The organism is Duganella sp. 3397 (assembly GCF_031456625.1).
GTDB classification, from domain to species: domain Bacteria; phylum Pseudomonadota; class Gammaproteobacteria; order Burkholderiales; family Burkholderiaceae_D; genus Rugamonas; species Rugamonas phyllosphaerae.
Genome location: NZ_JAVDVB010000001.1, coordinates 402006 through 425284 on the forward strand (window position 1 = coordinate 402006; position 23279 = coordinate 425284).

The window sequence follows — 23279 nt, forward strand, 5'->3', positions numbered from 1 at the left end:
ACGGCGAACATTATCCAGACGTAATTGATAATGATTCCTATTACCTATAGAATGTCGGTATCCCCCTTTTTGTCTGCCTTCCATGCACCAGCCGCTCCGCCTGATCCTCGCCCTTTCCGCCGCTTTTCCTGTTGCTGCCATGGCACAGCAAGGTGCGGATACTGCCCTGCAAACCGTGCTGGTAACTGCCGCCCGCGCCGACGGCTTCGTGCCTGCCACGGTGGAAGCGGGCAGCTTCCGTGGCGCCGACATCATGGACGTGCCGTCCACCGTCAACGTCATCACGCGCGAGGTGCTCGATTTGCAGGCCGCCGCCGGCCTGTACGACGCGGTGCGCAACACGGCCGGCGTCACGCGCCAGCAAAACGGCGGCGAGACCTGGGACCAACTGGTCATCCGTGGCATCGCGGTGGAAAACCGCACCAATTATCGCTTGAACGGCGCGCTGCCGATCATGAACTTCGGCCAGGTGTCGCTGGAAGACAAGGAGCGGGTGGAAGTGCTCAAGGGCGCCACCGCGCTGTACTACGGCTTCACGTCGCCGGCCGGCGTGGTCAATTTTGTTACCAAGCGCGCCGGCGCCACGCCGGTGACCACGGTGGGCATGACGGTGGACCAGAACGGCACGGCCGTGGCCAGCGCCGACGTCGGCCGCCGCTTCGGCGAGAACCAGCAAGTGGGCGTGCGCGTCAACGCCGCCGGCGGCACCCTGGGCACGTATCTCGATGACGTCGGCAACGGCAATCGCGCGTTTGTCTCGGCCGCGCTGGACTGGCGCGTGAACGCGCGTTTGCGCCTGGCCGCCGACCTCGAATTCGACCGCCGCCGCGTGACCGAGCAGGTCGGCATCCAGCTGCCCACGGCGGTGAACGGCGTGATCACGCTGCCGGCCACGGTGGACCCCAAGCGCCTGGTGGGCCCGGACTGGGCCACCTTCCGCACCGAATCGAAAAACGCGCTGCTGCGCGCCGACTATGCGCTGGCCGACAACTGGGCGCTGACGGTCGAAGGCGGCCACGCCGAAACCGCGCGCGACCGCGCCCTGCCGATCTTCCGCTTCACCAACAACGCCGCGATCGCCTCCGGCGCCGGCCGCATCACCGGCAACTTGCAGCACAGCGTGGTCGATTCGACCATGCTGCGCGCCGAGCTGGCCGGCGTGTTCAACACCGGCAGCATCAAGCACGACGTGACGCTGGGCGCCAACCGCACCGACAAGGGGCAAGACCCGATCTACCAGTCCACGTACACCATCGCCGCACAAAACCTGTACAACCCGGTGCCGGTGACCAGCTACACCGTCTCGGCGCAGCCGACCACGCCCACCACGGCGGGCCTCGATACGCGCGACACCGGCCTGTATGCGATCGACCGCCTGACGTTCTCGCCGCAATGGCAGGCGATTGCCGGCGTGCGCCGCGTGAAGTACAAGAGCGACCAGGGCGCCGCCCACTACGACGTGAGCAAGACCACGCCGATGGCCGCGCTGATCTACAAGTACACCGACGACCTGTCGTTCTACGTCTCCGGCTCGCAGGGGCTGGAAGAGGGCGAAACCGCGCCGCTCACCACCGCCAATGCCAGCGAGCGGCTGGCGCCCGGCGTCAGCCACCAGCAGGAAATCGGCGCGCGTTGGCGCGTCCCTGGCGGTGCCGGGATGCTGGTGCAGGCGGCGGTGTTCGACATCGACCGCCCCGGCTACTACACCAACGCCGCCAACGTCTACACCGCTGACGGCGAGCAGCATTTCAGAGGGCTGGAACTGTCCGCCCAGGGCAAGCTCACGCGCCAGCTGTCGTGGCAGGCCTCGGCCCAGTTCATCGATCCCGAGTTCCGCGACATCGGCGCCGCCTACAACGGCAAGCTGCCCGAGAACGCCGCGCGCCGCACCGGCAGCGCCTTCCTGTCGTACGACGTGGCGGCGGTGCCGGGCCTGTCGGTCAACGGCGGCGCGTACTACACCGGTGAGCGCCCGGTCAACGATCTCAACCAGGCCATGCTGGGCGGCGTGACGCTGTTCAGCGCCGGCGCGCGCTACGTCACCCGCGTGATGGGCCAGCGCACCAGCTTCCAGCTCAACGTGGAAAACGCCGGCGACAAGCAGTACTGGGCCGGCGCCGGCACGCGCCTCAGCTCCGGCATGCCGCGCCTGGTCAAATTGGGCGTGAAGGTCGACCTGTGAAAAAGCTCTGGTTCCAGCTGCACTGGTTTGTCGGCATCACCGCCGGCACCATCCTGATCCTGATCGGACTGACCGGCTCGATCCTGTCGTTCCGCGAAGAGCTGCTGGACTTTCTGAACCCCGGCGTGCGCAACATCGCGGTGCAGGATGCACCAGTACTGACGCCACCGCAGATCGCTGCCGCCGCCAAGGTGCTGCACCCGGAGGCGCGCATCGCCAGCATCATCATTTATTCGGAGCCGGGCAGCACCGCGCGCGTGGGCCTGGCGCCCGCCAAGGGCGAAACCCGCGGCGAAGCGATCTTCCTCAATCCGTACACCGGCGCCTTGCTGCCGCCGCTGCACTACGACGAAGTGTTCGAGTGGGTCGATTCGCTGCACCGCCACCTGCTGCTGCCGCGCGACGCCGGCCGCATCGCGCTCGGCATCCTGGCCCTGTGCTTGCTGGGACTGTCGCTGAGCGGCTTGTACCTGCGCTGGCCGCGCCGCGTCGGCGACTGGCGCGCCTGGCTCAAGCTCGACTTCCGGCTCAAGGGCCGCTCGTTCCTGTGGGGCCTGCACTCGGTGGTGGGCACCTGGGTGATGCTTGGCTACGTGATCTTCACGCTCACCGGCATTTACTGGAGTTTCGACGTGGTGCGCAGCACGGTCGATGGCTGGCTCGGCGTCTCGCGCGTGGTGCGCGAAGCGCCTGCCCCCAAGCTGCCCAAGGGTGTCAAGCCGCCACCGGTGGACCTGGCCGCCAGCTGGGCCACCTTTGAAGGCGCCGCGCCCAACTGGCGCATGGCGTTCCTGCGCATCCCCGAGCGCGCCACCGCGCCGCTGCAAATCGTGTGGACCGCGAAAGATGCGCCGCACGTACGCGCGCGCGGCCGCATGTCCATCAACCAGCAGACCGGCGCCATGCTCAAGAACGAGCCGTATGCGCAGATGACGGTGGGCGGCCAGGCGCAGGCGTCGTTCTACGCGCTGCACGTGGGCAGCTTCTTCGGCATGCCGGGCCGGATCGTGATGTTCCTCTGCAGCCTGGCCTTGCCCGGCTTTGCGATTACCGGCTGGATGTTGTACCTGAACCGGCGCAAACAAAAACGCAGCGCCGCGGCCGAGCGCAAGAAGTTTGCCGCAAGCGGCGCGGTGACTGCGGATGCCGACCCCGTGCTGCTGGCCTACGCCAGCCAGACCGGTTCGGCCGAACGGCTGGCGCTGCAAAGCGCGGCCGCCTTGCAGGCGGCCGGCGTGCCGGTGCACGTGCACTCGCTGGAAAAACTCACGCCGCCGCAGCTGGTCAAGTATCGCCGTGCGCTATTCGTGGCCAGCAGTTTCGGCGAAGGCGAACCGCCCGACGCCGCACGCCGCTTCAACCGCCTGCTGCACACGGCGGCCGAAGAGCTGCAGCACATGCAGTACGCGGTGCTGGCGCTGGGCGACCGCAACTACGCGCAGTTCTGCGGCTTCGGCCACGCGCTCGACGCGCGCCTGCGCACCATGGGCGCGCAGGCGCTGCATCCGACTATCGAGGTCGATAATGGCGATACGGGCGCGCTGGCGCGCTGGTCGGGCACGCTGCACGCACTGATTGGCGGCGACGCTGCCAGCGCCCCGGAAATGGCCCTGTCGGCCGCCGTGGCCGATAACGACTACACCAACTGGCGCATCGTCGGCCGCACACTGCTCAACCCGGGCAGCGTGGGCGATGGTTTGTACGAGATTACCTTGTCCGGCGACCCGGCTGCCGACTGGCGCCCCGGCGCGCTGGCCGATATCTGGCCCGGCCATTACACGCCGGCCGACGCACCGCCGGCGGCGCAGACACCGTCGGTGCCCGCCGCGCCGCCACGGACGCAGGCAACGCTGGCACCCGCTGTCATATCGCTTGCGCCGCGCCGTTATTCACTGGCCTCGCTGCCTGGCGACGGCGGGTTGCAGTTGCTGGTGCGCCAGGTGCGTTACGAGAGCGCTTCCGGTCCGGCACTGGGCCTGGCGTCAGGCTGGCTCACCAACGATGCGCAGGTCGGCGACGAAGTGCGGGTGCGGCTGATCGCCAATCCGGCGTTCGACATGTACACCGAGGCGCGGCCATCGATTTACATCGGCAACGGCTCCGGCATGGCCGGCTTGCGTTCGCACCTGCGGGCGCGGGTACGGGCCGGTGAACGGCGTAACTGGCTGATTTTCGGCGAGCGCCAGCGCGACTTCGACAGCATCTGTGCGCAGGAGATTGCCGGCTGGCGCGCGGCAGGCATGTTACCGGAACTGGACCTGGTGTTTTCGCGCGACGTGACCGGCGGCGAATATGTGCAGGACCGCATGCGCGTGCGCGCCGACGTGCTGCGCGACTGGATCGCCGACGGCGCGGTGCTGTACGTGTGCGGCAGCTTGCAGGGCATGGCCGCTGGCGTGGATGCGGCGCTGGAAGAGATGATCGGGCGGGCCGCGCTCGATGACCTGATCGAAACCGGTCGATATCGTCGCGACGTATATTGACACCATTGACATAAATTCCGTCATCCCCGCGTGCGCGAGGATGACGGATCGGGCGGTGGGTTCACAGCGCCGTCTCGAACCCTTCGAGCACGTTGACCACGTTCACGCCCAGTTCCTTGACCGCATAGCCGCCTTCGAAAATGAACGCGGTGGGCAGATTCAGGTAAGCGAGCCGGGCGCCGATCTTCAGGTAATCCGCGCTCTGCAACGCAAAGTGCGACAGCGGGTCGCCCGCAAACGTATCGACTCCCAGCGACACCACCAGCGCATCGGCGCCAAAGCTGCCCAGGCGGATGCAGGCCGTTTCCAGCGCCGCGAACCACGCGTGCGCCGAGCTGCCCTGCGCCAGCGGCAGGTTCATGTTGAAACCGTGGCCGGCGCCTTCGCCGCGTTCGTCGGCGTGGCCCAGGTAGAACGGGTAGTCGCTGCGCGGGTCGGCGTGGATCGAGATGAACAGCACGTCGCTGCGGTCGTAGAAAATGCTCTGGGTGCCGTTGCCGTGGTGGTAGTCGATGTCGAGGATGGCCACCTTGCGCGCGCCGTCATCGAGCATGTGCTGCGCCGCCAGCGCAGCGTTGTTGAGGAAGCAGTAGCCGCCGAAAAAATCCTTGCCGGCGTGGTGGCCGGGCGGGCGGCTCAAGACAAAAGCGCCGCGTTCGCCCAGGCGCAGCGCGTGGGCGGCGTTGACGGCGCAGTCGGCGCCGGTCTTGGCGGCGGTCCAGGTGCCGGCCGTGAGCGGCGTGCCGCTGTCCATCGAATACAGGCCCATGCGGGCCGTGAAATTGTCGGGCTCGATGTCGTGGCGCAGCGAGCGCACCGGCCACACCGACGGCAAGGCGTCGCGCCCGGCGTTGGCCGGGTCGAGCGCGATCCACTCGCTCCAGGCGGTGCGCAGGAAATGCAGGTAGCGCGGGGTGTGGATGCGTTCGAGCGACATCAGCGGCACGCCCTGCGGCGTGACGATGCGGCCCAGCCCGCGCCGGCCCAGTTCGGCCAGCACCGAGTCGGCCCGTTCCGGCTTTTCGAAGCATGGCACCAAAGCGCCCCGGAAAAATTCGTGGCGACCGCGGTGCTGGGCGTGCAGCTCGTTGTAGAAAGTTAGCACGCGCAGGCCTCGTGGCGGTTCAGTCGCAGGTGGGGGTGGAGTGGCACAGGTTGCTGTTGCGGTAGGCGGCCACGTAGTCGTCGAAACTGGTGCGCGGCGCCGCTTCCATGGCGGCCTGCTCGGCCAGCGATTCGGCCGCCATCCGGTCCAGCGCGGCGGCATCGGCGGCGCTCGGAGGCGCGCTGCGGAAGTACGCCGCGTGTTTTTCGCTTTGCGCGAGACCAAAAGCGGCAAACGAGTTGCCGTGCTGGCGCAAGGCCAGCAGCACCTGCGCCGACGGCGTGAGCGACGGGTCGGCCAGCTTGGCCGCCTGCCCGCGCAGGGTGTCGGCGTGGACGGTGTCGCCACGCAGGCTGTCGAGCAGCTCGGCGGCCGGGCGGATGCGTTCCAGCAGATCCGCACCCAGTTGCGTCAGCGCGACCGGGCCGTTGTCGCCGTCGAGCAGCAAACCGGGGCGGCGGCCTTCCTTGACCGTGCGGGCAAAATTGGCGGTGTGGCGCGCGCCTTCTTCCGGCGTGATGGCGGGGCTGTCGTCCAGCGCGCAGAACAGCAGGAAGGCGTCGAGCAGGCGACCGGCCGCCACGCTGATGCCGACCGGTTCGAACGGATCGACATCCATGCACCGCACTTCGATGTATTGCACGCCGCGCGCGCACAGCGCCTGGATCGGCCGCTCGCCGGTCTGGATCACGCGCTTGGGGCGGATGGTGGCGTAGTACTCGTTTTCGATCTGCAGCACGTTGGTGGAGAGCTGTATCCATTCGCCGTCGCGCTTGGTACCGAGCTCGGCATATGGTGCGTAAGGCTGGTTGACCGCCCGGGTCAGGGCCGCCACGTAGCTGTCGAGGCAGTTCTCGTGCGGCTGCAGGCCGGACTGGGCGTCGTTCTGGTAGCCGAGGTCGCTCATGCGCAGGCTGGTGGCGTACGGCAAGTACAGGGTATCGTCCGACAGTTGTTCGAGCTGGTGCGGGCGGCCGCGCAGGAAGCCGGCGGCCAGCGCCGGCGAGGCGCCGAACAAGTACATCAGCAGCCAGCTGTGGCGGCGGAAGTTGCGGATCGTCGCCAGGTAGGCTTCCGACTGGTAGGCTTTCGCCCCCAGCTGCTTCGGGTTCGGTTCGTTCTCGGCCAGCACGCGCCACAGCCGCTCGTCGAGCGAGTAGTTGTAGTGGATGCCGGCGATGCATTGCATGGCCTTGCCATAGCGCAGCGCCAGGCCGCGCCGGTAGACGTGCTTGAGCGTGCCCAGGTTGGACGTGCCATACCAGGCGATCTCGATATCTTTTTCCGCCGGCAGCGCGCACGGCATCGACTGGCTCCACAGCAGTTCGTCGCCGAGCTTGCTGTAGGCGTAGCGGTGGATGCCGTCGAGGCTGGCGATCGTGGTGCCGATGTCGGACTGGGCCGGGGTGATGAATTCCAGCAGGGTTTCAGCGTAGTCGGTGGTGATTTGCGGGTGCGTCAGGGCCGCGCCGAGGGCGACCGGGTGGCGCGTTCGGGCCAGCTGGCCGGCGCTGTCCACGCGCAAGGTTTCCCGCTCGATGCCGCGCAAACCACCAGCGAGCACGGCGCGGTGCTTTTCATCGGCCAGCAGGGCCAGGCGTCGTGTCAGTTGGGTTGCCAATTTGTAATCCTTTTAAGCAGTGCGATGCGCTATTTGGGTGCTGAGAGTAACCGAAATTGGCCAAACCCGCCGAAGCCACCGAAAACCCCGGGAAAAGAAGAGCATTTTAACAAAATGCGTAATAGAAATGATGTGCGCCAGCGGACGCTGACATTTGCTGCACCGGACAAAGTGTTTGGCAAACAGGAAAATTTCGTGATCGCCATGAAGCTACCCATAATCGTTCCTGTAGCGTAACTTTTTGGAGCAGCATCATGAGCCAGCGTCAGTACCATTCGGTCCTTTTCATCGATGCCCGCGTCGCCGACGCCGGGGTTTTGCTGGCCGCAGCAGCCGACGGGGTGCTGGTGGTGCAACTGGCGCCGGACGGCGACGGCGTGCAGCAGATCGCCGCCGCGCTGGCAGGACTCGAGGGCCTTGACAGCATCCAGATTGTCTCGCACGGCGCCAGTGGCCAGTTGCAGGTCGGCGCCACCGTGCTTGACGCCGCCGGCCTGGCTATCCATGCGGCCGCGCTGGCCCAATGGGGCGGGGCGCTGCGCGAGGGCGGCGACCTGCTGTTGTACGGCTGCGACGTGGGCCAGGGCGACGCCGGCATGGCCTTCATCGATGCGCTGGCCGACCTCACCGGCGCCGACGTGGCCGCCTCGACCGATGTGACCGGCAGCGACCTGCTGGGCGCCAACTGGGTGCTGGAAGCGGCCACCGGCAGCATCGAAGCGGCCAGCGCCGTCTCGGTGCAGGCGCAGCAGGACTACGCGCACACGCTGGCGCTGGTCAACAATGGCAATCCCGGCACGTTCAACTTCGGCACCAACAGCAATGTCACCCTGCTCAACGCTACCGGTCTTGCCGCCGGCACCGTGGTCAATGTCGTCAATATCCTGAATACCGGCCTCGACCTGTACGCCCAGAGCGGCGTCCTCAACAACAGCAGTGTCGTGGTTGTCAACGCCAACGGTACCAGCGTGCTCGGCATTCCGGTCAACGACGACCGCCTGACCGTCAACGGTTCGCTGCTCGCCCCGGTGAGTTACGTCGACCTGCGCGCCAACAACGGCGTGTTCGACCTCACCAGCATCAAGATCGGTACCGGCAACGCGGTCGGCAACTTGCTCGGCAACGTGGTGTTTACGGTGTATGCGCTCGACGCCAACTTCCAGCCCACCGGCGGCGGCCAGTCGGTCACCGGCCTGATCATCAACGAAGATGGCTTGCTCAACCTGGGGGCGGCGGCCAACTTCAAGGGCATCTTTGGCGTGCGCATCGTCAATCCGCTCGGTTTCGAGATCAGCATCGACGACATCACCGTGGCCAATCCGCGCGTGGCGCCATCGATCACGTCGGCCACGTACGATGCCGCCACCGGTACGCTGCTGGTAACCGCCGCCGGCATCAACGCCGGCGACAGCATCGATACATCCAAGCTCAGCATCACCGGCCAGGGCGGCAGCTACACGCTTACCTCGCCGCAGGTGACCGCCGCCAGCGGCACCGCGTTTTCAATCAGCCTGAATGCCGCCGACAAGCTGGCCCTCGGTGGCGTGCTCAACAACAACGGCGCCAGCGCCGTCAGCGGCGCCGCCTTCAACCTGTCGGCCGCGCTGAACTGGGACGCCAGCCGTCCGAGCGGCCAGGACCTGGCCGGCAACCCGGTCACCGTCAGCAATGTGCAAGCGCCCAGCATCACCGGCGCCACCTACGACGCCACCACCCATGTGCTCACCGTTACCGGCAGCAACCTGGTGGCCACGCTGGGCGCGGCCAACGACATTACCGTCGCCAAGCTCGCGCTGCGCGGCGAGGGCGGCGTCAGCCACACGCTGGTTACCACCGGCAACGTCGAAGTGACCAGCGCCACCTCGTTCTCGGTCACCCTGGCCGGCGCCGACGTGGCGGCAATTGCCGCGCTGTTCAATCGCAACGGCACGGCCTCGAGCGGCGGCGCAACGTACCAGCTGACCGCCGGCGACGACTGGAACAGCGTCATCGGCAACACCAACACCGGCGTGGCCGGCGTCGCCGTGGCGGTGTCCAACGTGGCCAACAGCCCGCCGTCGATCACCGGTGTGGCGGCTGGCGCCGTCAACGACAACGCCACCATCAACCCGTTCGCCAACGTCACCGTGGCCGACGTCAATGGCGACAACGTCAGCCTCACCATCAGCTACACCGCTGCCAACGGCGTGCTCTCGGGCGCCGGCCTGTCCGGCAGCGCCGGCAACTACACCTTGAGCGCAACGTCGCCGGCGGCGCTGAGCGCGCAACTGAAAGCGCTCACCTTTACGCCGACCGACAACCAGGCCGTGGTGGGCGCCACCGTCAACACCACGTTCTCGCTCACCGCCGTCGATGCCAACGGTCTGGCCAGCGCGGTCAACACCGGCACCGTGGTCAGCGCGCTGTCGGTCAACGATGTGCCCATCGTCAGCGGCACGGTCGGCGGCCAGGCGGTGGCGGCCGGCGGCACCGTGCGCCCGTTCGCCAATGTCGTCATTGCCGACCCCGACGTGGGCGGCTCGGTGATCCTGACCATCACGATCACCAACACCAACAGCAGCCTCGGTTCCTTTACCGCCGCCTCGGCCGCTGCGGCCGGCTTTGTCACCCTCGATGGCGGCCTGACCTATACCCTGACGTCGTCCGCGCCCGGCGCCGCCCAGGCGGCCTTGCAGGCGCTGGTGTTCCAGTCCGCTTCCGGCCAGGCCGGCGCCACCACGCTGGCCATTGGCGTCAACGACGGCCACGTCATCGTCAGCAACAGCGCCACCACGATCCAGGCCACCGTGCCCAGCGCCACCACCGCGCTGTCGGTGGCGTTCTCCAACGATAGCGGCATTAGCAATACCGACCTGGTCACCAACGTGGCCGCGCAAACCATCAGCGGCACCCTCTCCTCCGCTCTGCAAAGCGGTGAGCAGGTGCAGATCTCGCTCGACAACGGCGCCACCTGGACCAATGCCGCCGCCAGCGTGGGCGGCTCCGCCTTCAGCCTGGCCGGCCAGACCCTCACCGCGGCCGGCGTGCTGCAAGTACGGGTGACCAATCCCGGCGGCAGCAACACGCCGTACAGCGTGAATTACAAGCTCGACACCAGCGCGCCCGCCACCACCGGTGGTGCCGTGGTGTTCTCGTCCGACAGCGGCGCCAGCAGCACCGACCTGGTCACCCGCACCGCCCAGCAGACTGTCAGCGGCACGCTCACCGCCGGCCTCGGGGCCGACGAGCACGTGGAAGTCTCGTTCAACAACGGCATTACCTGGACCACCGCCAGTTCCAGCGCCGGCAGCAGCGCCTGGAGCCTGGCCGGCGTCACACTGGCCGGCAGCAACACCATGCAGGTGCGCGTGGTCGATGCCTCTGGCAACACGGGCGCCGCCCACGGCACCGCCTATGTGCTTGACGTGACGGGACCGACCGCCACCCTGAGCACCAGCGTCAACGTGATGGGCGCCGGCCAGACCAGCGCCATCACGGTGTCGTTCTCGGAGGCGCCGTCCGGCCTGTCGCTGGCCAGTTTCAGCGCCGTCAACGGCACCGTGTCGAACCTGCAGGCGACCAGCGATCCGCGCGTATACACCGTGGACTTCTCACCCAACGGCGGCCTCGGCGGCGTGCAGGGCGGCGTGCAACTGGTGGCTGGCACCTACACCGACATCGCCGGCAACGCCGGCGCGGCAGCGGCTGCCACCGGCATTTCCATCACGCTCGGACCGACGGTGGTGATCGCTAGCGACAAGGCCAGCCTGAACGCCAGCGAGTCTGCCAACCTGACCTTCACCTTCAGCAGCGTGCCGTTCGGCTTTACCAGCAGCGACATCGTCGCCAGCGGCGGCACCGTCAGCAACCTGGTCAACCTGGGCGGCGGCGTGTACACGGCCTTGTTTACACCCGGCGCCAACGTCAGCGGACCGGCCTCGGTGACGGTGGCCGGCGGCAGTTACACCGATTTCCTGGGGCTGGCCGGCGGCAGCGGCATCACGCCGGTGATCGCGGTCGATACCGTGGCGCCCACGCTGGCCATCACCACCCAGTCCACCGCGCTCAAGCTCGGCGACGCCACCGTCGTGGTGTTTACGTTCAGCGAAGCACCGCTGGGCTTTGCGGTCGGCGACGTGCAGGTCACCAACGGGGTGCTCAGCAATTTTGCCGCCACCGCCAACCCGCTGCTGTACACGGCCCTGCTCACGCCCGCCAGCGGCGTGGCTGCGGGCGCGGCCACCGTGAGCGTCAACGCCGGCACCTGGACCGACGCGGTCGGCAACGCCGGCGTGGCTGCCGTCTCGGCGCCAGTCGCCATCGACACCGTGGTGCCGCTCACCACCGGCGCCGGCGTGTCGTTCTCGGCCGACAATGGCGCCAGCAGCACCGACCTGGTCACCAACGTCGCGGCGCAAACCGTCAGCGGTACCTTGAGCGCCGCGCTGGCCGCCGGCGAGACCGTGCAGGTCTCGTTCGATAACGGCGTTAGCTGGGTCAACGCCGCCGGCACCGCTGGCAGCAACGGCTGGAGCCTGGCTGGCGTCAACCTGGCCGGCAGCGGCGTGGTACAGGTGCGGGTGGCTGATGCCGCCGGCAACCACGGCCTGGCAACCGGCACCGCGTATGTGCTCGACACCACCGCGCCTGCCGTGACGGTGACCAGCAGCACGGGCACGCTGGCGCTGGGCCAGACCGCCCTGCTGACCTTTACGTTTACCGAGGCGCCGTTCAACTTCACGGCGGCCTCGCTGGCCGTGGCAGGCGGCGCGGTGTCGGGCTTTACCGCCACCGCCAATCCGCTGGTGTACACGGCGGTGTTTACGCCGGTGGCCGGCCAGTCGGGCGCGGTGGCCAGCGTGGCGGTCAACGCCGGCAGCTACATCGACAATGCCGGCAACCCTGGTCAGGCCGGCACCCCGGCCACGTTTGCGGTCAACACCAGCGTGCCCACGCTGGCCATCACCAGCACCGACAGCGCCCTGGCGCTGGGCGAAACCGCGCTGATCACGTTTACCTTCAGCAGCGCGCCTGCCGGCTTTACGGCAGCCAGCGTGGCGGCTGGCAACGGCACGCTGACCAACTTCACCGCCACCGCCAATCCGCTGGTCTACACCGCCCTGCTGACGCCGGTGGCTGGCCTGGCAGCGGCCACCGCTTCGGTGGTGGTGGCCGCTGGCGCCTACGCGGACGCTTTCGGCAACCTCGGCAGCGGCGCCGTGTCGGCGCCGATGGCGGTCGATACGCTGGCGCCCACGCTGGTCATCAGCAGCGGCAGCGCCGCCCTTGGCGTCGGCGAGACCACGCACGTCACGTTCACCTTCAGCGAGGTGCCGGTCGGCTTCAACGCCGGCGCCATCATCGCCAGCGGCGGCACCTTGAGCGGCCTGGCCGCCACCGCCAACCCGCTGGTGTATACCGCACTGTTTACCCCCACTGCCGGCATCCAGGGCGTGGCTGCCAGCTTCGCGCTCACCGGCGCCGTCACCGACGCCGCCGGCAATGCGGTTGCCGCGCCGGTGCAGCCTACCCTTGCCATCGATACCTTGGCTCCGGTGGCCGTGGCCGACAGCGTGGTGTTCTCGACCGATAACGGCGCCAGCGCCACCGACCTGCTCACCAACGTTGCCGCGCAAACCATCAGCGGCACGCTGGGACAAATCCTGGGCGCAGGCGAGACGGTGGAAGTCTCGCTCGACAATGGCAATACCTGGAGCGCTGCCACCGCCGCCGGCGCCGCCTGGACCCTCGCCGGCCAGACCCTCGCTGGCAGCAATGTGCTGCAAGTGCGCGTGATCGACGCCGCCGGCAACCATGGCCCCGCCTATGCCCGCTCGTACGTGCTCGACACCAGCGCCCCTGCCGCCAGCGTCGGCACCAGCGCCACCGCACTGAAGGCCGGCGAGACCGCCACCATCACGCTCAGCTTTACCGAAGCGCCGGTAGGCCTGACCAACGCCAGCCTGGCCGTGACCGGCGGCACCCTGGGCGCGCTGACCGCCACTGCCGATCCGCTGGTCTACACGGTGGTGTTGACGCCCCTGCCCGGTGTGAACGGCGGCAGCGGCGTGGTGCAGATCATCGCCGGCAGCTATACCGACAGCGCCGGCAATGCCGGCCAGGGCTCCAGCATGGCGGCGATCGCCATCGACACCCTGCCACCGACCACCATCGGCAGCGCGGTGATCTTCTCGAACGATACCGGCGCCAGCGCCAGCGACCTGGTGACCAGCGTGGCCGCGCAGGACATCAGCGGCAACCTGAACGCCAGCCTGGCTGCCGGCGAGACGGTGCAAGTCTCGCTCGACAACGGCGCCACCTGGGTGGCGGCCAACGCGGTTGGCGCGAACGGCTGGAGCCTGGCCGGTCAGACCTTGTCGGCTGGCCCCGGCCAGCAGGTGCAGGTGCGCGTGTCTGACGCCGCCGGCAACCACGGCGCTGTGACCGGCTTCGGCTACACGCTCGACCAGTCCGCGCCGACGGTGCAGATCACCAGCAGCCTGACCGCGCTCAACAGCGCCGACCGGCCATTGATCACGTTTACCTTCAGCGAAGCGCCGGTCGGTTTCAGCAATGCCAGCCTGGCCGTCACCGGCGGCGTGCTGGGCACGCTGACGCCCACCGCCAATCCGCTGGTGTTTACGGCGGTGTTGACGCCCACCGCCGGCCAGGCCGCCGGCACGGCCTCGGTCGCGCTGGCCGCAGGCAGTTATACCGACGCCGCCGGCAACAGCGGCATCGGCGCCAGCACCCCGACCATCAGCTACAACACGCTGGCGCCCGGCGTGGCGATCAGCAGCAGCGCCGCCACCCTCAAGGCTGGCGAGACCGCGCTGATCACCTTCAAGTTCAGCACCGTGCCCACCGGTTTTACCGACGGCGACCTGGTGGTCACCGGCGGCGCCTTGGGTTTGCTGACCGCCACCGCCGATCCGTTGGTGTTTACCGCCGAGTTTACTCCCGCCGTGGGCGTCACCGAGGGCGCGGTGGCGATTGCCAACGGCGCCTATACCGATGTCTCGAACACGCCCGGCCTGGGCGGCAGCCTGGCGCCTATCGTCATCGACAACCTGGTGCCCACCCTGGCCATCACCAGCAGCGCTACCACGCTCAACGCCGGCGCCACCGCGCTGATCACGTTCACCTTCAGCGAAGCGCCGCTCGGCTTTACCCTGGCCAGCCTGGGCGCGGCCAACGGCGCCTTTGCCAACCTGGTGCAGACTGCCGATCCGCTGGTATTCACGGCAGTGTTTACCCCCGCCGCCAACGTGGCGGGCGACAGCGCCCAGATCACGGTGGCGCCGTTTAGCGACCTGGCGGGCAATGCCGGCGCGGTCGGCGCCGTGCCGGCCATTGCCATCGACACCGTCGCGCCGCTGCTCACCGGTGGCAGCGTGCAGTTCTCTGCCGACCATGGCGCCAGCAGCACCGACCTGGTGACCGACACCGCGCTGCAGGACATCGCCGGCACCCTGTCCGGACCGCTCGCGGCAGGCGACGTGGTGCAAGTGTCGCTCGATAACGGCGCCACCTGGCAGGATGCAGTAGCCGCGCCGGGTGCCAGCACCTGGCTGCTGGCCGGCCAGACCCTCGGCGCCGGCAGCGGCGCCGTGCAGGTGCGCGTGACCGACGCCGCCGGCAACCACGGCGCCGTGACCGCGCGCGCCTATACCATCGACACCACCGCCCCCACGGTCACCATCGCCACCGCCGACACCAGCCTGCGCGACGGCCAGTCGGCGCTGGTCACCTTCACGTTTACCGAGGCACCCAGCGGCTTCACCCAGGCCGACCTGGTAGCCACCGGCGGTACCTTGAGCAACTTCACCGCCACCGCCAACCCGCTGGTCTACACCATGTTGCTGACGCCGGTGACCGGCCAGCTGGGCGGCGCCAGCGTGAGCCTGGCCAATGGCCTGTACACGGACGCCGCCGGCAACCTGGGCACCGGTGGCGGCCTGGCGTCGATCGCGGTCGATACGGTGGTGCCGGTGCTGACCATCGACACCAGCGCCAGCAGCCTCAAGGTGGGCGAGACCGCCACCATTACCTTCACGTTTACCGAAGTGCCGGCCGGCTTCACGCTGGCCGATATCAGCGCGCTCAACGGCACGCTGGGCAACTTCACCGCCAGCGCCGACCTGCTGGTGTACACCGCCACCCTCACGCCGCAGCCGGGCCTGGCCGGTGGCAACGCGGTGGTCAGCGTGGCCGCCAGTGCGGTCGCCGACGCCGCCGGCAACCTGGGCGTTGGCGCCAGCAGCGCGCCGATTGCCATCGATACGCTGGCGCCGGCCATTACCGGTGCCTCGATCGCCTTCTCGACCGACAATGGCGTCAGCAATACCGACCTGGTCACCAACGTCGCCGCCCAGGTCATCAGCGGCACGCTGAACGGCGCGCTGGGCGCCGGCGAACAGGTCGAAGTCTCGCTCGACAGCGGCGCCACCTGGCTCACCGCCGTGCCGACGTCGGCCACGCAGTGGGCGCTGGCGCTGCAGGTATTGCCCGACAGCGGCGGCGCCGTGCAGGTGCGGGTGCGGGTGGCCGATACGGCCGGCAACACCGGTCCGGTATTCTCGGCCAGCTATGCGCTCGACGTCACCGCGCCGACCGTCGCGGTGACCAGCAGCGCCACCAGCCTGCGCGCCGGTGAAGCGGCCACGCTCACGTTCACCTTCAGCGAAGTGCCCACCGGCTTCGACCTGGCCGACCTGGTGGCCGTCAACGGCACCCTGGGCGGTTTTGCCGCCACCGGCGACGCGCGCGTGTTCACGGTACAACTGACCCCGGCCGCCGGCCTGGCCGGCGCCAGCGCCTTTGTCACCCTGGCGCCGGGCGCCTACACCGACGCCGCCGGCAACGCTGGCGCCGGCTTCACGTCGCCGTCGATCACGGTCGACAGCGCGCCGCCGGTGCTGCAAATTACCAGCAGTGCCGGTAGCGGCGGCGTGCTGGCGCTGGGCGAGCAGGCGGTGATCCGCTTCAGCTTCAGCGAACTGCCGGTGGGCTTCGATGCCGCCGACATCGTGGTGGCCGGCGGCGTCCTCAGCGGCTTTGCCCAGACCGCCAACCCGCTCGAATACACTGCCATCCTGACCCCAGACCAGTCGGTGGCCAACGGTGTGGCCACCGTCAGCGTGGCCGGTGGCTACGTTGACGCTGCCGGCAACCCTGGAGCGCCGGCGTCGATGGCGCCGATCAGCTACAGCACCCAGGCGCCCACCACCACCGGCGCGACGCTGGTGTTTTCCAACGATACCGGCATCAGCAGCAGCGACCACCTCACCAATAATCCGGTGCAGACCATTGGCGGTACCCTCACCGCCAACCTGGCCGTGGGCGAGACGGTCGAAGTGTCGCAGGACGATGGCGTGACCTGGAGCACCGCCGTGGCGCCCGCCGGCGGCGCCATCTGGGCGCTGCCCACGCCCGTGGTGCTGGCCTTCCAGGGCTTGCTGCTGGTACGCGTGACCGATGCCGCCGGCAACCACGGCCCGATCGCGTCAACCGCCTACGCGGTCGATTCACTCGCACCGGCCGTGACCATGACCAGCGACGCCGCCACGCTGGCGGCCGGCCAGAGCGCCAACCTGACCTTTACCTTCAGCGAAGCGCCGCAGGGCTTTACCGCTGCCAGCCTGACGGTGGCCGGCGGCATCGTCAGCGGCCTGGCCGTCACCGCCAATCCGAACGTCTATACCGCCGTGTTCACCCCCGCCGCCGGCTACCTGGGCGCAGCCGGCGTGTCGCTGGCGCCGGGTAGCTACAGCGATGCCGCCGGCAACGCCGGCCTCGGTGGCGCCCTGCCAGCCATCTCGGTCGATGCGCAGGCCCCGGGTTTGGCGATCACCAGCAGCAGCACCCAGCTCAAGGCCGGCGACACGGCGGTGATCACCTTCACCTTCAGCGAGGCGCCGGTGGGCTTCGATCTGGGCGCCATCAACGTCTCCAACGGCGTGCTGTCGAACCTGGTCGCCAGCGCCGATCCGCTGGTGTACACGGCGCTGTTTACCCCGAGCGCCGGCGTGGCCGGCGCCAGCGCGGCCATCGGCGTGGCGACCGGCGGCTACCGCGACCTGGCCGGCAATGCCGGCGTGGCCGTGGCCGGCCCGCAAATTGCGCTCGACACCCTGGCGCCGGCCGCCTCGACCGTCGGCTTCCCGCGCTTCTCGGCCGACACCGGCGTCAGCAACGCCGACCTGGTGACTGCAGTAGCGGCGCAGACCGTGAGCGGCGTACTGTCGCTGCCGCTGGCCACCGGCGAAAGCGTGCAGGTCTCGTTCGACAACGGCGCCACCTGGGAGGTTGCCACCGTCAATAACCTGACCTGGTCGCTGGCCCACACCCTGACCGGCAGCGGCGTGCTGCGGGTGCGGGTGGCCGACGCCTTTGGCAATCTCAGCGCGGAAACTTTCAACACCTACGCGCTCGACCAGAGTGCGCCCACGGTGGTCATCAGCAGCAATGTGGCGGTGGCCAACGGCACCGATGGCGCCATCATCACGTTCACCTTCTCCGAGCCGCCCACCAGCTTCTCGGCGGCCAATCTCACCGTGAGCGGCGGCGTGCTGGGCGCGCTCACCGCCACCGCCGATCCGCTGGTGTACACCGCCGTCTTCACGCCGCAGGCCGGCGTGGCGGCAGGCACTGCCAGCATTGCCGTCACCGGCGGCTACGCGGACGCCGCCGGCAACAGCGGCCTGCCCGGCAGCATCCCGGCGCTGCAGATCGACACCGTGCCACCAGTGGCCAGCGTCACCGGTGGCGTGCTGTTGTCCAACGATACCGGCACCCCGGGCGACCTGATTACCAACAATCCGCAGCAGACCCTGAGCGGCACGCTGTCGGCGCCGCTCGCTGCCGGCGAGTTCGTGCAGGTGTCGGTCGATGGCGGCCAGACCTTTACCGCCGCCACCGTCAACGGCACCGGCTGGACCCTGGCAGGCCAGACCCTGGCCGCTGCCGGCAACCTGGTGGTGCGCGTGGCCGACGCCGCCGGCAACGCCACGGCAGCCATCACCACGCCCTACACGGTTGATACGGTGGCGCCCACGGTGGCTATCGCCAGCAGCAGCGCGGCGCTGTTGCCGGGCCAGAGCACCACGCTCACCTTCACTTTCAGCGAGGCGCCGCAAGGCGTGTCGGCCGCCAGCCTGGCGGTCACCGGCGGCGCCCTGAGTAACTTTGCTGCCACCGCCAATCCGAATGTCTATAGCGCCGTCTTCACGTCCGATCCGGGTTATACCGGCGCCGTCGGCGTGACCCTGGCTGCCGGCAGCTACAGCGACAATGCCGGCAATGCCGGCATCGGCGGTGCGCTGGCCGGGCTGGTGGTGGACGGCACGCCGCCCACCCTGGCCATCACCAGCGACCTGGCCGCGCTCAAAGCCGGCGACACCGCGCTGATCACATTTACCTTCAGCGAGGCGCCGCAGGGCTTTAGCGACGCCGACGTCGTGGTCATCAACGGCGCGCTGTCCGGCTTTGCCGCCACCGCCAATCCGCTGGTGTACACGGCGTTGTTTTCCCCTGGCGCCGGCGTGGCGGCGGGCGTGGCTGGCATCAGCGTGGCTGCCGGCGTCTATACCGATCTGGCCGGCAACGGCGGTCTGGCCGCCGTTGGCCCGCAAATCGCCATCGATACCGTGGCGCCGCTGGCCGTTGCCAGCGGTGCGCCCGGCTTCTCGGCCGACACCGGGGTCAGCAGTACCGACCTGGTGACATCGGTTGCCGCGCAAACCGTACGCGGCAACCTGTCGCAGCCGCTCGACGCCGGCGACCGCGTGGAAGTCTCGTTCGACAATGGCTTCAACTGGCAAACCGCCGCCGTCGACAACACCGGCGCCGCCTGGACGCTGGACCATGTGCTCACCGGCAGTGGCGTGCTGCAAGTGCGCGTGGTCGATGCTGCCGGCAACACCGGCATCGCCAGCACCACCGCCTACGCGCTCGACCAGGGCGCGCCGACCGTCACCATCAGCAGCGATGTGGCTGCCGTCAGCGTCGCCCGCCCGGCCGTGATCACGTTCACCTTCTCCGAAGCGCCTGCCGGCTTTGGCGCCGCCAGCCTGACGGCCACCGGCGGCAGCCTTGGCGCCGTGGCCGCCACCGCCAATCCGAACGTATACACCGCCACCTTTACGCCGGTAGCCGGCTACGAAGGCGCCGCTGGCGTGGTGCTGGCCGCCGGCAGTTACACCGACCTGGCCGGCAATGCCGGCACCGGCGCCGTGCTGGCCGGCCTGGTGGCCGATGCAACAGCGCCCACGCTGGTCATCGCCAGCAGCACCGCCGCCGTCAAGAGCGGCGACACTGCCCTGATCACCTTCACCTTCAGCGAGGCGCCGCAAGGCTTTGGCGCCGATGATGTGACGGTGGCCAACGGCGCTCTGTCCGGCTTTGCCGCCACCGCCAATCCGCTGGTGTACACGGCGCTGTTCACCCCCGCCGCCGGCGTGGCGGCGGGCGTGGCCGGCATCGGCGTGGCTGCTGGCGTCTACACCGACCTGGCCGGCAATGGCGGCCAGGCCGCCGTTGGTCCGCAAATCGCCATCGATACGCTGCCGCCCCTTGCTGTTGCGACCGGCAGCCCGCGCTTCTCGGCGGACACCGGCATCAGCAGCACCGACCTGGTCACGGCGGTGGCGCAGCAGACCGTCAGCGGCAACCTGTCGCAGCCGCTGGCTGCTGGTGAAACGGTGCAGGTCTCGTTCGACAACGGCGCCACCTGGCAGGCTGCCGTTATCGACAACACCGGCGCCGGCTGGTCGCTCGACCACACGCTGGCCGGTAGCGGCGTGCTGCAAGTGCGCGTGATCGACGCCGTGGGCAACGCCAGCGCCGCCACTGCGAACGCTTACGTGCTCGCGCAGGAAACGCCCACCGTCGCCATCACCAGCAACGTGGCGGTGGCCAATGGCGTGGCGCCGGCCACCATCACCTTCACCTTCTCGAGCGCCCCGGCCGACTTTACGCCGGCCAACGTGGCCGTCACCGGCGGCACCCTGGGTCCGCTCACGGCAACCGCCGACCCGCTGGTGTACACCGCCACCTTCACGCCCCCAGCCGACGTACCGGCCGGCACCGCCACCATTGCCGTCGCGGGATTCAGCGATGTCGCCGGCAACACCGGCGCCAGCGCCAGCCTGCCGGCGCTGCAAATCGACACCGTGGCGCCGCCGGCACCCACCGGCGCCGTGCTGTTTTCCACCGATACCGGCACCCCCGGCGACCTGGTCACCAACAACCCGCGCCAGTCGCTCAGCGGCACGCTGTCGGCGCCGCCGGCCAGCGGCGACGTGGTGCAGGTCTCGATCGACAATGGCCTGACCTTTATCCCGGCCATCCTGCGCGGCCAGGCCTGGAGCCTGGACGGCCTGACCCTGCCCGCCAACGCCAGCGGCGCCTTGCTGGTGCGCGTGGTCGACGCTGCCGGCAATGTCAGCGCCGCCCAGAGCGTGCCCTACGTCGTCGATACCATTGCACCCACCGTGACCATCGCCAGCAGCGCCGCGCTGGTGGAGGGACAAAGCGCCACGCTGACCTTCACCCTCAGCGACCCAGGTGTGCTCAACCTGTCGAACATCGTGGTCAGCGGCGGCACGCTGTCCAATTTCAGCGGCAGCGGCACCACCTACACCGCCACGCTCACCCCGACCGGCGCCGCGTCGGTCTCGATCGGCGTACCGGGCCAGCTGTTTACCGACGCAGCCGGCAATGCCAACAGCGCCACCGCACCGCTGGTGCTGCCGGTCGGCAGCGGCCAGCTGGGCACGGTCGATGGTGTCGGCATCGTCACCGAGACCGGCGTTGACGATCGCACCGGCCTGGTCTCGCGCACGGTGACCGTGCCGCTGGTGGCGATTGGTCGCGACGACGTGGCGGGCACGCCTCACCCCACGCTGGCCGATATTCCGCTCGGCATCGCTGCCAATGCCGACGGCGTAGGCAGCACCCTGACCGTCAGCTTGCCGGCGGGCACGGGTTTCCAGTCCACCGGCCCCTCGGCGCTGCTGGGCGGCGCCATGGCGGCTACCGACCTGATCGGCCGGATCGACGACCACACCATCGTCAGCGATACCCGCACCGCGATGGAAGCCCAGGCGCGCGAATTCCTGGCGACGCAGGATGCCAATGAGCTGCAACAGAACGGCACCCTGCGCGTCTCCGGCAACAGCACCATCGACAATACCTTGCTGCTGATCGCCGGCGACACGTCGGTGCAGGCCGGTACCCTGGTCACCGCGCAGGGGCTGCGTGCCAGCGCCCTGGCCGGCGTGACTGCCGCAGTCGATCCCGATACCGAGATCGCGCTGGTGATCGACACCCGCAGCCTGTCCGGCGTGGGCCTGCAGATCGACAACCTCGACTTCGGCGCCATCATCGGGACGGCGCGGGTGCAGGGCGGGCAGGGCAGCAACTTCCTGATCGGCGACGACGCCGCCCAGCACATCACGCTCACCGTCGGCCTCGACAACGACACCCTGTACGGCAACGGCGGCAACGACATCCTAGGCACGGCCGGCGGCAACGACCACCTCGACGGCGGCGACGGCGACGATATCCTGTTTGCCGGCGCCGGCAACGACGTGCTGGTGGCAGGCGCTGGCAACGACGTGCTGCAGGGCGGCCGCACCGACAGCGGCCAGTGGCGCTTCATGCTCAAGGCCGACGGCACGGTGCAGGGCACTCACCAGGCGGCCCTGCTTGGCGCCACGCAAACCATCGCCACGTCCGAGCTCAACCTGAATATCGACCGGCTCGGCTTTGTGGCCGCCGACGCGGTGCGCCTGGAAACGCTGTCGCTGCTGTACCACGCCGCGTTCGACCGCGCGCCCGACCTGGACGGCCTGACCAACTGGAGCAAGCTCGCCCTGACGGCGCCGCAGTATGCCGCCGGCTTCCTGGGTGAGGTCGAGGCGCGCAATGGCGTGATGAAGCTCGGCAATGCCGACTTCGTCGCCACGCTGCTGCGCAACACCCTCGATCGCGAACCGACCGCCAGCGAACTGTCGGGCTTCGTGGCGCGGCTGGACGCCGCGCCTGGCGACCTCAACCTGCGCGCCGCGGTGTTGTCCGATATCGCCCAGAGCGCCGCCCACAAGGCCGCCTGGTGGACCGCCGACGGCATGGCGCTGGGGGGCCAGATGCTGACCGCCGAGCAGGGCTGGATCGCCGGTTCCGGCAACGACCGGCTGGTGGCCGGCACCGGCGCCAACCTGCTGGTGGGCGGCGACGGCACCGATACCGCCGTGTTTACCGGCACCGCCGCCAGCTACAAGGTGGTGCTGGGCAACCAGGTCAGCGCTGGCGCCAACGGCGCCGACGTGATGGTGGGCCAGGGCGCCGGCAGCATGAACACCGTGCGCCAGGTCGAGCTCGGCGAGTTCGACGGCAAGGTGGTGGACCTCGGCTTTACCCAGGCCGCCACCGCGAACCTGCGCGAAATCGGCATGTTGTACCAGCTCACGCTCGACCGCGCGGGCGACTTGCGCGGCTTCCAGGAGTGGCTGGGCACCAACCTTACCGGCGCGGCGCTGGCCAGGGGCTTTACCGAGTCGGTCGAGTTCAAGCAGCTGTATGGCGCCCTCGACGATGCCGCATTCGTGACCCGGATCTTCCTCAATGCCACCGACAAGGCGCCCGACGCCGCCACGCTGGCGCGCTGGGACACCTACCTGGACAACCACAGCCGCAGCGACATGGTGGCGCAACTGGTGGTCGATGCGACCCTGGTCGGCGTCCAGAGCGGTGGCGACGGACTGACCCTGGTCGGTTACTGGTAGCTTGATATTTTGAACCAGGAGACAAAACTTTTGCTGGAAGAGACAGACGCGATAAATGCGACAACGCTGGTGAAATTCGCCAGGCAGGCTGTGTATAATCGGCGCGTATTCCCCACCGGGA

General features: G+C 68.8%; 5 protein-coding genes. 3 read left to right on the forward strand and 2 right to left on the reverse strand.

The annotated features are described in order from the left end of the window. Positions 1-82 precede the first annotated feature (82 nt). A complete protein-coding gene (locus tag J2X54_RS01755; protein WP_310177076.1) occupies positions 83-2182 on the forward strand; it encodes a TonB-dependent siderophore receptor in 2100 nt (699 codons plus the stop codon). Continuing rightward, positions 2179-4665: a sulfite reductase flavoprotein subunit alpha gene (locus J2X54_RS01760; RefSeq protein WP_310177078.1), complete on the forward strand. Its 2487-nt coding sequence runs from the start codon at positions 2179-2181 to the stop codon at positions 4663-4665. The genes J2X54_RS01755 and J2X54_RS01760 overlap by 4 nt, the downstream gene beginning before the upstream one ends. A 61-nt stretch (positions 4666-4726) precedes the next feature. On the opposite strand, the gene J2X54_RS01765 is transcribed toward J2X54_RS01760, so the two are convergent. Together J2X54_RS01765 and gshA are read right to left on the reverse strand one after the other, a co-directional pair. Next, positions 4727-5770: a histone deacetylase family protein gene (locus tag J2X54_RS01765; RefSeq protein WP_070251100.1), complete on the reverse strand. Its 1044-nt coding sequence runs from the start codon at positions 5768-5770 to the stop codon at positions 4727-4729. A gap of 19 nt (positions 5771-5789) precedes the next feature. Then, positions 5790-7391 (reverse strand): glutamate--cysteine ligase, encoded by a 1602-nt coding sequence (gene gshA, locus J2X54_RS01770; RefSeq protein WP_310177083.1) that lies wholly within the window; start codon positions 7389-7391, stop codon positions 5790-5792. Positions 7392-7645: 254 nt separating this feature from the next. Here gshA and J2X54_RS01775 point away from each other — a divergent pair, with 254 nt between their 5' ends. Next, a complete protein-coding gene (locus J2X54_RS01775) occupies positions 7646-23158 on the forward strand; it encodes an Ig-like domain-containing protein (RefSeq protein ID WP_310177085.1) in 15513 nt (5170 codons plus the stop codon). Positions 23159-23279 lie beyond the last annotated feature (121 nt).